Source organism: Marinobacter sp. SS13-12 (assembly GCF_030227115.1).
Lineage (GTDB): Bacteria > Pseudomonadota > Gammaproteobacteria > Pseudomonadales > Oleiphilaceae > Marinobacter.
Genome location: NZ_JASSUA010000002.1, coordinates 544,635 through 560,217, shown reverse-complemented (window position 1 = coordinate 560,217; position 15,583 = coordinate 544,635). Strand labels below are relative to the sequence as shown.

At 58.3% G+C, this 15,583-nt stretch carries 12 protein-coding genes and 1 tRNA gene; 3 read left to right on the top strand and 10 right to left on the bottom strand.

What is annotated here, in order from left to right:
• Positions 1–28 precede the first annotated feature (28 nt).
• Positions 29–2,605, top strand: a complete 2,577-nt coding sequence (locus tag QPL94_RS15575; protein WP_285358606.1) for a CHASE2 domain-containing protein — start codon at positions 29–31, stop codon at positions 2,603–2,605.
• Here QPL94_RS15575 and QPL94_RS15570 read toward each other — a convergent pair.
• Positions 2,589–2,990 carry a fibronectin type III domain-containing protein gene (locus tag QPL94_RS15570; protein WP_285358605.1) on the bottom strand — a complete coding sequence of 134 codons (402 nt, stop codon included), beginning with the start codon at positions 2,988–2,990 and terminating at the stop codon, positions 2,589–2,591. The two genes, QPL94_RS15575 and QPL94_RS15570, sit on opposite strands and share 17 nt — an antisense overlap.
• 206 nt (positions 2,991–3,196) lie before the next feature.
• On the bottom strand, positions 3,197–3,817 hold the full coding sequence (locus QPL94_RS15565; RefSeq protein WP_285358604.1) for a Crp/Fnr family transcriptional regulator: 621 nt from the start codon (positions 3,815–3,817) through the stop codon (positions 3,197–3,199).
• Between the two features lie 110 nt (positions 3,818–3,927).
• Between QPL94_RS15565 and QPL94_RS15560 the strand changes: the two genes are divergently transcribed.
• Positions 3,928–4,116, top strand: coding sequence for a YgaP family membrane protein (locus QPL94_RS15560; RefSeq protein ID WP_285358603.1), 189 nt, complete (start codon positions 3,928–3,930; stop codon positions 4,114–4,116).
• Positions 4,117–4,182: 66 nt separating this feature from the next.
• Positions 4,183–5,109, top strand: a complete 927-nt coding sequence (locus QPL94_RS15555) for a TerB family tellurite resistance protein (RefSeq protein WP_285358602.1) — start codon at positions 4,183–4,185, stop codon at positions 5,107–5,109.
• Here the strand turns inward: QPL94_RS15555 and QPL94_RS15550 are convergent.
• From QPL94_RS15550 to QPL94_RS15515, 8 genes are all read right to left on the bottom strand, one after another.
• Positions 5,083–5,469 carry a gamma-glutamylcyclotransferase family protein gene (locus QPL94_RS15550; protein WP_285358601.1) on the bottom strand — a complete coding sequence of 129 codons (387 nt, stop codon included), beginning with the start codon at positions 5,467–5,469 and terminating at the stop codon, positions 5,083–5,085. The two genes, QPL94_RS15555 and QPL94_RS15550, sit on opposite strands and share 27 nt — an antisense overlap.
• A gap of 131 nt (positions 5,470–5,600) precedes the next feature.
• Positions 5,601–8,258, bottom strand: coding sequence for an AAA family ATPase (locus QPL94_RS15545; RefSeq protein WP_285358600.1), 2,658 nt, complete (start codon positions 8,256–8,258; stop codon positions 5,601–5,603).
• Positions 8,255–9,376: a metallophosphoesterase family protein gene (locus tag QPL94_RS15540; RefSeq protein WP_285358599.1), complete on the bottom strand. Its 1,122-nt coding sequence runs from the start codon at positions 9,374–9,376 to the stop codon at positions 8,255–8,257. Before QPL94_RS15540 ends, QPL94_RS15545 begins: the two co-directional genes overlap by 4 nt.
• 38 nt (positions 9,377–9,414) lie before the next feature.
• A complete protein-coding gene (locus QPL94_RS15535) occupies positions 9,415–10,164 on the bottom strand; it encodes a CLCA_X family protein (RefSeq protein ID WP_285358598.1) in 750 nt (249 codons plus the stop codon).
• Between the two features lie 90 nt (positions 10,165–10,254).
• Positions 10,255–12,171 (bottom strand): PHA/PHB synthase family protein, encoded by a 1,917-nt coding sequence (locus QPL94_RS15530; RefSeq protein WP_285358596.1) that lies wholly within the window; start codon positions 12,169–12,171, stop codon positions 10,255–10,257.
• A gap of 101 nt (positions 12,172–12,272) precedes the next feature.
• The gene (locus QPL94_RS15525; protein ID WP_285358595.1) at positions 12,273–13,490 is read right to left on the bottom strand and encodes a polyhydroxyalkanoate depolymerase; all 1,218 of its coding nucleotides are present in this window, start codon (positions 13,488–13,490) and stop codon (positions 12,273–12,275) included.
• Positions 13,491–13,699: 209 nt separating this feature from the next.
• Positions 13,700–15,403, bottom strand: coding sequence for a protein adenylyltransferase SelO (locus QPL94_RS15520; RefSeq protein ID WP_285358593.1), 1,704 nt, complete (start codon positions 15,401–15,403; stop codon positions 13,700–13,702).
• An 83-nt stretch (positions 15,404–15,486) separates the two neighbouring features.
• Positions 15,487–15,563, bottom strand: a tRNA-Met gene (locus QPL94_RS15515).
• Between the last annotated feature and the right edge of the window lie 20 nt (positions 15,564–15,583).

Here is a 15,583-nt window from a genome sequence, read left to right as displayed (position 1 = left end):
TGCACCTAGACATCCGACAGCAGGCCACATGACCCGGAACTGGCTTCCAATAAAAACAACACCGTGGACACTCGGCCTGCCACTGCTGACCATACTGTTGTTACTGCAGGCCACTTCCATTCCCCAGAGGCTGGACTTCTGGCTTTACGACACCCTGATTACTGCCAACCCGGTGGAAGCCTCTGACGACGTTGTACTGGTCGCCATCGATGAACAGAGCATGGACCGCCTCGGCCGCTGGCCCTGGCCGCGCACCACCCACGCCCGGCTTATCGAAAAACTCCACCAGGCCGGCGCGAAGACCATCGTTTTTGATATCCTGTTCCCGGAACCGTCTCTGGACGATCCCGAACTGGCGAGCGCCATACGCAACCATGGCAACGTTATCCTGCCGCTGCACCTGTCACCACCGACCCACAATTACCTGATCAGCGAACAGCTACCCGTGGCCGAACTGGCGGACGCTGCCGCGGCACTCGGGCATGCCCATGTGGAGCTGGATGAAGACGGCCTGGCACGGGGCATTTACCAGCTGAACGGGCTTGGCGACCAGCTATGGCCCAGCCTGGCCCTGGCCGCCTCCGGGAAAGCACTGCCTGCCAAAGAACCCGGCAAAACAGCGCCGTACACCAATGTAAGACAGCATTACAGGGCCATCCCACTGGCCGGTGGCGCCGGCACACTGCCGTCTTATTCCTACACCGAAATACTGGAGCGCCCGCCCGCGCCGGAAGCCTTCCGGGACAAAACCGTCTTCGTTGGCGCAACGGCACCAGGGTTCGGCGACATCCTGCCCACCCCGTTTTCCGGGCTCCACCAACCCATGCCGGGGGTGGAGTTCCATGCCAACAACTACTCGGCGCTGGTTCAGGATGAGCTGATATCAAAGGTACCCGCATCCACGGCCATTGGCCTGGCCCTGTTCACCATTATTGTTCTGGCCATTGCCCTGCCCCGCATGCGCCCGGCAAGGAGCATGGCGCTGTGCCTTGCGAGCGTAGCCGTACTGGCCATCGTACACGCATTGCTGTTGTTCTACGGGCGGCTATGGCTGCCGGTATCCCATGCCATCATTGTCCCGCTGCTGGCATTGCCAGTGACCAGCGCCCTGCGGCTGTCGATGACCAACCGTTTTCTGAACCGGCAACTGGACGAACTGGCCAGAGGGCCTACCATGACCCTCCAGGAACCTTCTCGCCGGCACCCGCCACAACTGCTCAACCACTTCCAGGCCCTGTTTCAGCCTGAAGGTTGGCTGTTGACTGAGGGTGATGACGTACTGACCGCCTCCGGACTGACCGAAGCCGACATTCCACACCTGGACAAGCCCGGCGAATGGGTTCATGTCGGCGGCCAGAGCTGGATCAGCCTGACCCGCGGCGGCCTCACCTACAAACTGGGCCTGAAGCTATCCCACGATCTGAGCCGCGAGGCCACTCAGCGATACCTGCGCCGCCTGCCGCTGACAGCCATCAACACACCGGACGGCCAGCCCCGTCCAAGAGAGAACATATCTGCCCGAATCGAACGCGTACGGCTTGCAACAGAGCGCATGAGCCAGATGCAGAAGTTCATACGCCGCAGCTTCGAGCGCATGCCTGACGGCATTATCGTCACCGACGAGCTGGGGGTAATCCGCTTTGCCAATGGCCACATCGAAGAATGGTTCCGCGAACCCATGCCAAGCCTGAATGGCCTTCCCCTGGCCCGGCTTCTGGAAGGTCACGACCCGAGAGAAACCCCGCCCTGGCACGAAACCGTCTCCGAGACGCTGACCCTGGCCCAGAGCCGCACCGTGGACCTGCGCATCCACCACAAGGACTTCCTGATCCACTTTGCACCGTTCTCGCTGCCAGACAGCGACCAGAGCGGCATCATCGCCAACATATCCGACATCTCCGAACTGCGGGAACAACAGCGCCAGCACCGGGAGGCCATCGACTTCATCTCCCACGATGTGCGCTCCCCACTGGTGTCACAGCTGGCACTGATTGAACAACTGAAAAGAAACCAGGGCCAGGTGGAACCGGAACAACTGGACCAGCTCGGCAGGCTGGCCAGGCGCAGCTATCACCTGGCGGAAGAGTTCGTGCAACTGGCCAGGGCCGAACAGCTGACCGAAACCCGCTTCTACGAATGTGAGTTCCTGGCCATTGTTGAAAACGCCCGGGACAGCGTCAGCGAGCAGGCGGCAGAGAAAGGTATCCAGTTGATACTGCAGGGAACCGAAGACTTGTGGTTAAAGGGCAACGCAGAATTGCTGGAACGGGCGGTCATCAACCTGCTGACCAACGCGGTGCAGTACAGCCCGCCGCAGTCCACCATCAATATCCAGGTGTACCAGGCCGGCCATCAGGCGTGCCTCACCGTGAGTGATGAAGGAGAAGGCATTGCGCCGGAAGAGCTCCCCCATCTGTTTGACCGATACCGGCGCCAGAAAAGCAGTGAGCTTTCCGGCAACCATGGCACCGGTCTTGGGCTCTCGTTCGTCAACGTGGTCGTTGAAAAGCACCGGGGTGAAATTCATGTCCAGTCCCAGTTGGGAGAAGGCTCGGCCTTCACCCTGAAACTGCCGGTCACCCACCCCATCAAATCGTTTTACTGACCTGCTCTGAAGGCGCACTTACCAGGCCGTCAACGTCTTCCACCTGAATCGTAAAATACCAGGTGCCGTAATCCAGGTTGTTAATGGTGTAGTCCATGACATTGGCGTCATCAATGCGAACTGCCTCGGTTAGCTCGTCCGGATCCTGACCGTAACTGATCACGTACCCGGACAACTCGCCCATCTTGATGCCCTCCCCGTTAGCGCGGGTTGCAGGCGCATTCCAGCTCAGTGAAGCCGAACGCTCGGCAAACTGCTGGCCCTGGGAATAACTCGAGCCAGAACTGTCCGAAGAACTGTCGCTCACACAGCCGGTAAGCACGACTCCCATGAAAAACGCGGCGATCCATGCCTTGGACATATTAATGACGCGTTTCGTATTCATCTAACACCAATATCTCGTCGTTGTTGTGAAATTGTATAAAACGCTGGCGAGTATCGATGTGAAGGGTGTCATTATGCCAATTAAAAAATCGTCAATTTCTCGACAGTTAATTGTAATTAATTAGTGGAAAGTACTGATAATTGGGCAATTTATTGCCCGGAAGGGAGTAAACCAGAGGGGAAACGCACTACGAAAGTATTAACGGATCAGAGAAGCAGGCCTGTCACTTCAATCTTTCCACGGGACAATCTGACCATATCGCGCCTTTCGAGCTCTTTCAGCAGTCGGCTTACCACCTCCCTGGCAGTCCCGAGCTCCACCGCCAGTTCCTGATGGGTAATGACCACCGGCCCACGGGCGGCGCGGCCCAGCAGCCACTCTTCAAGCCGCTTGTCCATGCGGCGGAAAGCAACCTCTTCCACCAGCAGCATCAGATCATCCAGCCGGCGGCCATAGGACTCCATGATCCCCAGCCGGAACCCGGCAGACTGGTCCATCAACCGGTCGAATACCCCACGGGGAATCATCAGCGCCTCGGAATCTTCCTCTACCACCGCCTCGGCACGGTATGCCCGCCCCGTCATCAGGCAGCCGATGGAAAGCGTACAGATGTCGTCTGCCTCCATCCGGTAGAGAACAATGCTGTGGCCGGAGACTCCCGTCATCTGCACCTTGACCCTGCCGTCCACAACCAGTGGCAGCCCCTGGCAGTGCTGCCCCGCGCTGAACAGAATTTGCCCGGGCGGAAACTGCATCAAGCGGGCTTTTTCCAGGGCTTCCTTGCGCAGAGTGTCACTCAGACTGTCGAGAATGCTGTGGCGGGCCATAAAACCTGATCCTGTGCGGCGGCAATTTGGGGTTGAATGTGACTTTATCACTGAAGGCGGGAATGGTGCTGCTCTACCATCAAGTCATCACTCAGCAAAGGAGACGGAAAATGACGAGAAACATGGGAACCGCAGACCGCACCATACGGGCAATCGTAGGCGTCGTTTTGCTGGCGCTGGTCTTTGTCGGACCACAGACAGCCTGGGGCTGGATTGGTATCATCCCGCTGGCAACAGCACTGATGGGTAACTGCCCGGCTTACTCGCTGATCGGGGTCAGAACCTGCAAGAAGCAGTAGACATCCGAACGACAAAAGGCAGATCATAATCCCCGATCTGCCTTTTTGCGTGAAGGAACAAGGAATATGGCTCAATTCGAACCCAGCGACGGGATGCAGGATGTCGAGACCGTTGTGCGCGACCCCTTGCGGTTCAAGCTGAAACTCGACATCGGTGACCAAGCCTATTCCTCCCTGCGCCTGAAGAAGCACCTCCTGGACAGCGTCGATGCCGCGAACGGAGCGGCCACCGGGTTCATCTTCGCAAAATCATCCCTGGTCGCATCCACGTTTTTCGCGCCTTCAGGGTTTCTCGGCGCACTGGGCATCGGAACCGCCGTCACCCCGGTGGGCTGGGCGATCGGGGCAGGGGTAGCCGGCGCAGGCCTGAGCCTGATCATCGGCAAGCGGTTTGTAAGAGGCTCCTCTGACCGCGTAAAACAGATCCCCGACTACATCAATACGCCGATGGATGTTCTGGCAACCGGGCTCTTCGACATGATCGCGACGCTTGGAGTAAAACTTGCCGAGATTGATGGCGAGTTCGTCCAGCAAGAGCGTGACTTCATCACACGCTATTTCGTAGAGGAATGGGGGTATGACCCGCTCTTCGTTCAACAAGGCCTGAAGCTGATAGAAGAGCAGTCCGATCAACACTCGATAGAACAGATCACCGAACAACTGGCCCGCTTCAAGAAAGCCAACCCGGATTGCAATTATCGCTCTATGTCGAGAGAGATCATCACCTTCCTGAATGGCATCGCCGAAGCAGACGGCTATCTGGACAAGCGCGAAGCAGAAGCGGCTGAGAAGGTGGAAGCGATATTTGAAGAGATCAATTCCATCACCACAAACCTCTCAGAGTCAGCCAGGGCTGGTGTGAAGCAGGTTTCGCGCTTTGGCAAATCCACACTCAACGGACTTGGTTCAGGGCTTGATAGTTCAAAGAAAGGGTTGCAGCGATTAAAGACCAAATCCCGTGAGAAGCTATCGCGACTGCGGCGAAGTGAATGAATCAGGCCAGCCACCTCTTCGGATCTCCGGCAGACCGAAAACATCCGGGTTGTATATATAGATCCACACTGGCCCGAAAGGCGTCTCAAGCTGACGACGGTCATACTCGCCAGACCTGGGCGCCCGCGGTTTATGGCCTTCAAGCCCATCCAGCCGGACAAACAGCTCGTCGGTGACGTCGTAGACTTCAACCTCAATTCCATGACTGGGGCGCAGCTTGGCACCGGGAAAAGGCCCGATGTCGTAGAGGGTGATCTGCTTCAGCCTGCAGCGTCCGACAAAGTGGGCTTTGGTCAGAAAATGGTGGTTTGAATAGCCTTTCTTGAGAGTGCCATACACACCTACACGATTAAGACTCACTCGCCCTCCTCGACCAGCCTATTCATGACCCCGGCCACTGTCTGTATCCAGCGATGGGCTTTGGACGGCCTTGATCTGATGCGTCATTGACGGCGCAAAATGGGCAGTACTGCTTCATTGCGAACTTCCAGTTATAGATTCCGAGGAGAACCCTGCTCCTTCATCGCCTGAATATCCCTCGGCGGCACACCCAGATCACTCCACTTATCCGGATGGCAAGTGAACAGCAGTATCTGGTGACGGTTGGCCGCGTCGAACAGGATGCGCTTCATGTCTTCCAGGCGGTTTGTGTCGCTGTGCACCAGCGTGTCGTCCAGTATCACCAGTGTGGGCCTTCCGGCTTCCTGTAGCAGGTCTGCGTAGGCCAGTCGGCTGATCAGACCCATCTGTTCGCGGGCGCCGAAGCTCAGCTCGGCGATCTGCCCCAGTTCGGTGCCCCGGGTGAACGTGCCTGGCCTCAGGTGTTCATCCACTTCCAGGGTGGCTTGCGGGAACAGCAATGACAGGTAGTGGTCCAGGTGCTTTTGCAGCGGGGCTTGCAGGCGGCGGGTCAGGGCCTGGCGTTTTTCAGTCAGCAGGGTGAGCAGAAGATCCAGCGCCTGGGCACGACGATGCAGTTCCTGGTAGCGACGGTTGCACTGCTCGAGCTCGGCGACCTTGTCGTTGCGTTGCTCTTCCAGGCCTTCGGCGCCCCAGGCTTCCAGCCTGACCTGTATATCCCTCAGTTCCCGCTGCCGTTCCTCCTGGGTCTGGCGCAGGGTGCTAATGCTGCGCTGATACCGTTCGATGTCCTGGCGCAGGATAGCCGGGCGGGCTTGCTGTATTTCCTGCTCACGGGCCTGCAGAGTGGCTTCCAGGCTGCCCCGTTTATCTTCGATTTCAGCCAGTTCTTTTGAGAGCTTCTGCAGCTGCTTCTGGTGTTCCGGATTCTGCACTTCGTCCTGCAGTTGCTGCCACTCGGATTTCGCGTTGTCGCGGGTCTGGCGGCGGGTCAGGAGCTCTGTCTGGTGCTTGCGTTCCTCGGCCTCTGCTTCGGCCAACCGGGTTTCGGCCTGGGCACGCCCGGCTTCTGCAGAAGCAACATCGGTTAACTGCGCCTGCTGGCCGGGCTCTGGCGCGGGGCTGTTTTCCAGTTCGGTTTTTGCTTTTTGCAGTTGGGACTGGGTTTCTTTCTGGTCCGCCAGCAGCTGGTCGATACCCACAGGTGCAACCGACTTGAGCAGTTCGCGGGTATGTTGCAGCGTTCTTTCGGCGGCTTCGTAAGCGACCACGCGATGTTCTGCCTGCTGGACGGAGTCCACCGCCAGGGTTTTCATCTGTTCGGCCAGGCTCTGTTCCAGCGTGGAAAGCTTGCGTCGGGTACTGGCGAGATCCTCGCCGCCGGGGGTAATGCCCAGCGTGCCCACACCCGGCACTACCAGGTTGGACTCCTCAAGCAGTTGTCGCTCGCCCTGCCCCTCGAGATTTTCGTCATTCAGCGCCAGTCTCGCGCCCGGCTCCAGCTGCCAGGTTAATCGGGTGGCGATGGTTTGCGAGCGGATGTTTTCCTCTTTCAGTTGATGCTCGGTGTTCTTGAGGGTTTTCACTGCCCTGGCATCAATCTGGTTCTGCCGGGACTGCGCCCTCGCCTGCTCCAGTTCCTGCTGATATTGCCGGGCTTTCTCCAGGTTCTGGGTCAGCGTGTGGTTTTGCTGTTCCAGCCGGCGAATGTCCTGCTCCAGGCGGGAGCGGGTTTCCTGCAGGCGCGCCTGGTCGACCTGTTTTGCGGCGGCCTCGTAGGCTGTTTTTGCCTCCCGGACCTTGCTCGCAATGGAGGGGGTGCGGGCGTCGGCCTGTTCCAGTTCCCGCTGGGCTTTGTCCAGCTCTGTTTTGCGAACGTCCAGTTTTTTGTTCAGGCTCTGCAGCTGTTCCTGGTTCTGCCGTAACAGTTGCTGGTTGTCCTGCAGGTGGGTCAGGGTTTCTTTTTCCCGGGCCTGTTGTTGTTCCAGCTTCTCGACTTGCCGGTAGCGTTCCTTGGCCTGCTCAAGCTGCCGCTCGGCCTCTTCCCAGGGGCGCTCGTGCCGGGTGCGTTCGTAGTCCTGGGTGAGCTTGCCCAGCCGATCTACCTGCTCCTGGTATTTCTGGATGCGGGCCTGCAGGTCGTCGATTTCCTGCTGGTGCTCTTCCCGCTCTTTCTCCAGCTTCTGGTAATCGCCGCGGGGTTTGCCGGTGGGGGTAAACAGTTCACTCCAGCGGGCTTTGACCTGTTCGATCAGCTCGTCGCCACCGGTACTGGCGACTTCGCCCACCAGGGAATTGAGTGCGGATTTGAGGTGGTCGCCGGCATGCTCTACCGCCTGTTCGATGTTCTGGCCGGTGCCCTGCTCGACCCACAACAACCCGGGCACGCCCCAGTGCTCGGGTTTGCTGACGCCTTTGGCGGAGAACTGGAAGCCCAGGAGTTCGGCCAGTTTTTCCTCGGCTTCGTCTTCACTGTAGCTGTCCGAATCGATCTTGAGGTCGCAGCGCTTGCGCTGGAGAAAGCTCTTCACCAGGTGCCAGGACTTCTGCTGGGCGTCAAAATCCAGTGTTATGGTCGGGGCAGCGGCAGAATCGCCCCAGGGGCGAAGATCATCAACCGAGCTGGTCCGGTAACGCTCGAAGAAGGCCGCACGGATTGCGCGCACCAGGGTGCTCTTGCCGGATTCGTTGGGGCCGTGGATCAGGTTGAGCCCCGGCTGCAGGTCGTCCATTACAAACGGCTGCCGGAACTGGCGAAGTTGCTCCACCTTCAGGCGACGGAGTTTCATTCGCTGGCCTCCTGTTTCCGGTCTTTCAGCAAGCCTGCCAGAATGGCGAGTGCATCCCGTGCGGCTTCGGCATCGTCATCCTGCTGTCGGATTCTGAGATGTTCGATCACCTCCCCTACGTAGCCATCCGCCTTCAGGGCGGCAATATCGTCATCGGTGGGCTCGAGCTGCAGTCCACTGCGATCACACTGGATGCTGCGGAACCTGGCCTCGGCCACGGACAGCGCATTGATCAGCTTCTCTTCACCGGCCAGGGTCACCGAGCCTTCCAGACGAAGATCCACCACGGAGGGCTCGGGCAATGCCTGTAGCTTGTCCAGCAGCTGGTCCAGGTCCGATTCAACCGTCAGGTTTTCCCGCCACTGGTGCCATTGGTAGCGGGCGGTTTCGACGGGCGTGACAGTTGGCGATTCACCCGGCCCCGACACATTAACGATCAGGGCGTAACCGGCACCGTTGTTGCGGAAACGCTCCGGTTCCGGTGTGCCGCTGTACCAGGTGCGTTCATCAATCTGTTTGGTGCCGTGCCAATCGCCAAGGGCGAGGTAGTCCAGGTGGGCGGTTTCTGCACGGTTCGGCAATATGGGGTTAGTGGAGTCGATCTCGTCGGGCAGCAGGCCCTGCACACTGCCGTGGGCCAGACCAACCCGGGCCAGACCTTCCGGGGTTTCACAATTATCGAAGGTTTCGGTGAGGTCACTGTAGGTGTTGCGCTGCGTCAGAGGGGCGCAGAGAAGCGCCAGACCCTGTGGCTCCAGGTTGATGACACCCGGCTCCAGGGCAAGATGGACATTGTCAGGTACCGCGTCAAGGCGCCTGGCCCGGGTCCAGACGCTTTCCGCCAGCGCGGCATCATGATTGCCGGGCAGCATTACCCAGGGGCCGGTGAATGCTCTGGTGGCGTTGAACACGCGGCGAATGGTCCGGTCGGCGACGGTCTGGGCGTCAAACACGTCCCCGGCCACCAGCACCGCATCGCACTGATGTTCGTTGGCCAGCCGTGCGAGTTTTTCAATGGCCTCAAAGCGGGCCTCAACCAGAGCGGCACCGTCTTCTGTTTCGAAGCGGCTGAACGCCCGCCCCATTTGCCAGTCTGCCGTGTGTAAAAACTTTGGCATACCACCTTCCCCGGATCATTTCGAAATCGTGGGCAAGTTTAGCCGGCTTTGGCCTGTTCCCGAAACAGCGCGGCGCCCAGTGCTTCAAAATAGTGCCGGAAAGCATCGTTGATCCGCTGTCGCTGGGCAGATTCCGGATACAGGCCCGCTTTTGCCTCGTCGGAATACACCGTCCCCCGCACCAGGAAGCTGTTTCGGGGCTCGCAGTCTTCCACAAAAGCTTCAAAGGCACGGGCACAAAGCTCTTCCGGCCTGGCGTAGTAAAGGACTTTCAGCCCTGCATCCGCCTTCTGTGAAGCGCGGAACAGTGGGCTGGGTGCGGTGCCGTCTTCGTTCAGGAGGATGGCCTGAAAGCAGATACCCAAGCGTTCATTCAACGGGTGGTCTTTCTGGTTTGCACTGCTCAGCCAGGCGCTGGAGGCGAATCCGTGCTTCTCCAGTTTGCGGAACGCCTTGTTCCCCATGTAATGATCAAAGGCGTGGAACCACTCGTGGGCGAGGCTGCCCGCGCCCGCGTTCTTGGCCAGGGCCAGTTGTCGGGTTGCGGGGATATAGTGGGCCGCTACCCCCGGCCGGCCGCCAATGCCGTATTGCAGGCCCAGGGTACTGCGCAGTGAAATCAGGGTTTCCGGGCCCCGCAGGATGGTCATCAGGTCACACAGAGCCTGGTAAAACCGGCCTGCTGCCCTGTCCCGTTCCTGCGGCGTTACCCAGCGACCAACTTCGATGCTGCGGAACTCGAACTGGCGCCTTACCGTGACAAACGAAACCGGGCTTTGCCCTGCCATGACCATTCTCCCCGCTTGAGCGCCTGCAAAAACCGGCCACCCGGAACACTGTTTATATGTACAGTATTCTGGATGGCAACAGGCAGCGGGTCAACCCGTTTTGGCGGGTTTTCGGCTTCTTTGGCGCTGGGGGGATTTGCCCGCTGCCGGCTTGCGGGTTGTGCGCCTGGCGGCGGTGGTATTGCGTTTGCGTGGTTTGGGTGCCTCCGGAGCCGGCTCATTGCGCACATAGGAGCCGGGTGCAGGCTCGATAACAGGTAGTTCTCCGTCGCCCGGGGTTCGCGCCGGCACTTCACCGCCACTGAACTGCTCTGCCCACTTGACCCAATCTGGCCACCAGGAGCCTTCGAATTCCTCCGCTCCGGAGAGCCACTCATCCGGTGACAGGTCGGTGTTCTCGTTTATCCGATAACCGTATTTGTTCTGGTAAGGCGGGTTGATGATTCCGGCAATATGGCCAGAACCACCCAACACAAAGCGAACCGGCCCGCCGAGATAGCGTGAGCCTTTGTAGCAGGACTTCCAGAGTGCAATGTGATCCTCGATGGCGGAGGCAAAATAGGCAGGCACTTTCACCTGCGAGAGGTCAATCGGTGTTCCGGCAAGGGTAATGCCGCCAGGCTTGCCCAGACGATTTTCAAGATACATGTTGCGCAGGTAGAAACTGTGCATGGCACCGGGCAGCCGGGTGCAGTCTGTGTTCCAGTGCAACAGGTCGAAGGGGGGTGTTTCCCGGCCCAGCAGGTAATTATTGATATAGAAAGACCAGATAAGGCTGTTGGCGCGCAGCATGCTGAACGCAGTGGCCATGGAGACGCCATCAAGATAGCCCTGCTTCTTCATGGCCTTTTCCATCTTGCTGATCATGTCTTCATCAATGAAGACCTCTATATCGCCAACGTCTGAAAAATCCAACAGGCTGTTGAAGAAGGTGGCGCTCTTCACTCGGTCGTCGCCGCGGGCTGCCAGCCAGGCAAGCGCGCAACCCAGCAATGTGCCGCCAATACAGTAGCCGACGGCGTTGACCTCACGCTCACCGGTGGCTTTCTCAATGGCATCCAGGGCGGCTACCGGGCCCTCAAGCATGTAGTCCTCGAAGCCCTTGTCGGCATGCTCCTTGCCCGGGTTTACCCAGGAAATGACGAAAACCGTGTGGCCCTTCTCGACCCAGTAGCGGATAAACGACTTTTTCGCACCCAGGTCCAGAATGTAATACTTGTTGATCCAGGGCGGTACTACCATAAGCGGCCGACGATGCACGGTCTCGGTTGTTGGTCGATACTGTATGAGCTGCATCAGATCATTCTGGTAGATGACATCGCCCGGCGTATCGGCCAGGTTTCTGCCAACCTCGAAAGCTTTCGGGTCCGACATTCTGAAGAACATCTGGCCATCGGCGTCGTCAAGATCCCGCAGAAAATTGGCGAGGCCACGCACGAGGTTGCGACCCCTGGTGTCCACAGTCGTGCGCAGCACCTCGGGATTGGTCAGAACAAAGTTGCTGGGTGACAACGCTGCAGTAACCTGGCTGGTAAAGAAGCGGACTTTATGGCGGTCGTGCTCATCAAGACCACGGACATCGTCAATGGTGTCCATGATCCAGCGATCCGACATCAGGTAAGCCTGCTGGAGAAAGTTGAAATAGGCGCGATCGGTCCAGGCGATGTCCTTGAAGCGACCGTCACCCCGCTCAGGGGCCGCCACTCGCATCGGCTCCCGGCTGATCAGACTCATTGCCGCACCGCTACCCAGGATGGCCGTGTTCTGCACCAGACGCATCTGGGAAGTAATGACCGCATCCGGCTGGGTGGCAAATTTTATGGTGAAGCGCACGAAGGGTTTCGCCATGCTCTTGAGGCTGACCGGATTGGGCCGGCCGCCTTTCAGGCGCCTTAACACTGAGCGCGTGATCAGGCGGGTGCCATGTACCCCCGCACTGACCAGAGCTTTGGGCACCGTTTGTTGTTCATCACCGCCGGACGGCGACTTGACAGGTTTAGTGGACATGGACACATTCCCTCGATTCACCACTGCTAGATTGTTGAAAGCACTGCCCTCAAATTAGCAGAGGGAAACGAGGGCAACAAGATGCCTGAGCGATGGTCTGCTCAGGCGCTGCGAATGAACTTCTGCAACTTCGGGGCGATTTCGTCGCGCCAGCGGCGGCCGTTGAAGGTGCCATAATGGCCAACTCCCGGCTGCAGGTGGTGCGCCCGGCGGTCGTCGGGAATATTGGTGCAGAGTTTGTGGGCTGCGCGGGTCTGGCCCGGGCTGGAAATGTCGTCTTTTTCGCCCTCTATGGTCATCAACGCGGTTTTCTCAATCGCACTGGGGTCTACCAGCCTGCCACGATGCTTGAAACAGCCCCGAGCCAGATGGAATTCCTGGAATACCCGCTCAATGGTTTCCAGGTAGTAGGCGTCAGGAAGGTCCATCACCGCCAGATATTCGTCGTAAAACTCCCTGTGGCGGGTGACCTCTTCCGCGTCATCATCCCGAATGGACCTGAACAGTCCCCGATAGGCATCCAGATGGCGGTCGAAGTTCATGTTGATGAACCCCGTCAGCTGCAAAAAGCCGGGATAAACCTTGCGCATGGTGCCCGGGTAAGGCGCCGGCACGGTATGGATCAGGTTGCGCTTGAACCACGAGAGTTTATGTTTCTTGGCCAGTTCGCAGGGTTCTGTCGGATCAACCCGTCCGTCTACCGGGCCGCTCATCAGCGCCAGAGAACGCGGCGCTGACGGATGATTATCCTGGGCCATCAAGGCGGTGGCCGCGAGCACCGGCACTACTGGCTGGCAGACCGCCAAAACGTGTGTGTCGGGGCCGATGTGATTAATAAAATCAATCACATAATCAATATAGTCGTCGAGCCCGAAGTTGCCCTCCGAAATGGGCACCATACTGGCATCACGCCAATCGGTAATGTACACATCGTGGCCCGGCAACATGGTTTCTACAGTGCCCTTGAGAAGCGACGCATAATGGCCGGACAGCGGTGCTACGATAAGCAGCTTGGGGTCATCCGGACGATCAACGTTGCGCTGGAAATGCTTCAGCTGACAAAAGGGCTTGCGCTTGACGATGGTTTCGTTGACCAGAACCGTCTCGCCGTCGCAAACCGTTGTGTCCAGATTGAAGGACGGTTTGGGATAACGCCTGGTCAGGTCCCCAAACACGTTGAGGGCCGAGGCAATACTGCGGGTGCCAGGAACCCTGGACCAGGGATTCAGCGGGTGACGAAGGATTTTGCTATGACCACTGGCCAGCAGGCGGGCCGGGGTCAGGGCAAGACGGCTCATTTCGTGCGTTAAATACATCATGACGCGAGTTATCCTGAGTGAGTTCGGTTGATCTGGATCTTTGCCGCTACTCCGCTCCTTTGGATACTGTTTTCTCGGGCTTGCCAAGCCGACCAGTGCGGGCAGTCACATCATCTTACGCTTATTACGCGACCAGCGCGAAGACTGCCCACCATTGGCTCTGTAGCTATCTGGCCTCCATACAGCGAATCCTGTTCTCAATTATCTGGTTACGACGAACAGCTGTAATAGGAAAACCCGCCGAGATCGAACAATTCTGACGGCTTCAGTCTGTAGTATTGCTCCTCGGCCCTTTCTGATTGCTCGGCGTATGGTTGTGTCAATACTCCCTGCAGCGTTTTGAGTGGCTGGTAGTGGCCCTCGGCTGCCTGTTGATAGACGGGCACGACCAACCACTCCCGCATCGTGTATTTCGGATTGACGACTTTCATCTCCCGGGTGCGCCCGATACGCGATTTCCACTCAGTGAGCCATTGTGCCCAGCGCCTGAACAGCGCTGCTGAATCGGCTGCCCCTGCTTCATTCGGCGGCCTGTAAAAACTCTTCTTGAGTGGCTCAATGTCGTCAGGTATCGAAGACAGCTCCCGGAAAAAGAGGGTGTAGTCCACTGGCGTTTGCGTCATCAGCGCCATAAGCTCCCTGAAGAGGCCGGCGTCAAAGGCGTCAAGCCCCAGCTTCGCTGCCCACATCTTTTCCATTTCCGCCTTCATCACCTCCGGGAAACCTGCATGAATTTCCTCGAGCTGAGCCATCTCCCTCTGATGGGCGTTCAGTAGAGGCTGCAGGGCCAAACAGAACATCCTGAAGTTCCGTTCCGCTGCCACAGGTTGATTCAGGAAGGAGAAGTGCTGTCCTCCACCCGTCCATGGTTGGTAGAGAGGGTCAAATACTTCGCAGAACCCGAAAGGACCATAATCCAGCGTGAAGCCGCCAGCGGCGCAGTTGTCACTATTAAAGTTGCCCTGGCAATAACCGACACGAATCCAGTTCGCAACCAGGGAGGCAAGACGGCCGCGAAACTCACGCGCCAGCATCACGACTTTTGTGGGAGTATCGAGTGATTGATCAATGACACCAGCGTACTCCCGATCGATCAGATGAAGTACGAGCTGCTCGAGCTCCTCCATCGCTTTGGGATGTTCCTGCCTCCGGGCACGACGACTGAAGAGCTCGAGCTGGCCCACCCGGATGAATGACGGTGCCACACGGGTGGAAATTGCAACTGGCTCTGCAATCATCTGGTCCGGATCCCTCATACGGGAGCCCTCCGAATACCAGGGCCTCATCACCTTTTCGGTTTTCGATACGTAAAGGCTCAAGGATCGGGAGGTCGGCACGCCCAGCGCGTGCATATGCTCCTGTGCCAGGAACTCGCGAACACTCGATCTTAGAACAGCCCGGCCATCAGCGCCGCGGCAGTATGGTGTCCGGCCGCCCCCCTTTAACTGCATTTCCCGACGTCGACCGTTGAAAACACCCTCAAGCACCGAAATTGCTCGCCCATCACCATAGCCATTGCCGGTCTGAAACGGGCACTGCTGGGTGTATTCAGTGCCGTAGATGGACAGCGCATAGCCACACGCCCAACCGACCTTGCGCATCGGCTCCGGAACCTGTGCAAGGTCCCCAGAAAACATCCGGACAAAGTCCGTGGACTGAGCCAGGCTGTCAGCAAAGCCCAACTCGCGGAACAGATCTTCGCTGTGAGCAACGTATTCCGGGGCTTCGATTGGCGTTGGCCTGACTGGCACATAATGCCCCGTAAAGACCTGCCTCGGCATGTGGTCGACGCCATCCGGATCTGCTTCGGGATCACAGTTCAGATTATCCATCAGCGAGTAGTCAGCCATCGGCGCCAGCTCTTCGAGGCTGGTGACTTCGAAGCTCGTTGTTCGCGGTGAGCGATTCTCCATCAGGGCTTCTCCTGGTCAGGAAGTTCTGGAGACAGAAACGAAAAAAGGCAGACCAGTATAATACTGATCTGCCTTTCTTTATATGGTAGCGGGGGCAGGATTCGAACCTACGACCTTCGGGTTATGAGCCCGACGAGCTACCAGACTGCTCCACCCCGCAATAAACTGGCTGTTGTTTTC

Bases quoted from the DNA above. Each gene is read 5' to 3' on its own strand.
- QPL94_RS15575 (WP_285358606.1), top strand. From the start codon at position 29: ATGACCCGGAACTGGCTTCCAATAAAAACAACACCGTGGACACTCGGC.
- QPL94_RS15570 (WP_285358605.1), bottom strand. From the start codon at position 2,990: ATGAATACGAAACGCGTCATTAATATGTCCAAGGCATGGATCGCCGCG.
- QPL94_RS15565 (WP_285358604.1), bottom strand. From the start codon at position 3,817: ATGGCCCGCCACAGCATTCTCGACAGTCTGAGTGACACTCTGCGCAAG.
- QPL94_RS15560 (WP_285358603.1), top strand. From the start codon at position 3,928: ATGACGAGAAACATGGGAACCGCAGACCGCACCATACGGGCAATCGTA.
- QPL94_RS15555 (WP_285358602.1), top strand. From the start codon at position 4,183: ATGGCTCAATTCGAACCCAGCGACGGGATGCAGGATGTCGAGACCGTT.
- QPL94_RS15545 (WP_285358600.1), bottom strand. From the start codon at position 8,258: ATGAAACTCCGTCGCCTGAAGGTGGAGCAACTTCGCCAGTTCCGGCAG.
- QPL94_RS15540 (WP_285358599.1), bottom strand. From the start codon at position 9,376: ATGCCAAAGTTTTTACACACGGCAGACTGGCAAATGGGGCGGGCGTTC.
- QPL94_RS15535 (WP_285358598.1), bottom strand. From the start codon at position 10,164: ATGGCAGGGCAAAGCCCGGTTTCGTTTGTCACGGTAAGGCGCCAGTTC.
- QPL94_RS15530 (WP_285358596.1), bottom strand. From the start codon at position 12,171: ATGTCCACTAAACCTGTCAAGTCGCCGTCCGGCGGTGATGAACAACAA.
- QPL94_RS15525 (WP_285358595.1), bottom strand. From the start codon at position 13,490: ATGATGTATTTAACGCACGAAATGAGCCGTCTTGCCCTGACCCCGGCC.
- QPL94_RS15520 (WP_285358593.1), bottom strand. From the start codon at position 15,403: ATGGAGAATCGCTCACCGCGAACAACGAGCTTCGAAGTCACCAGCCTC.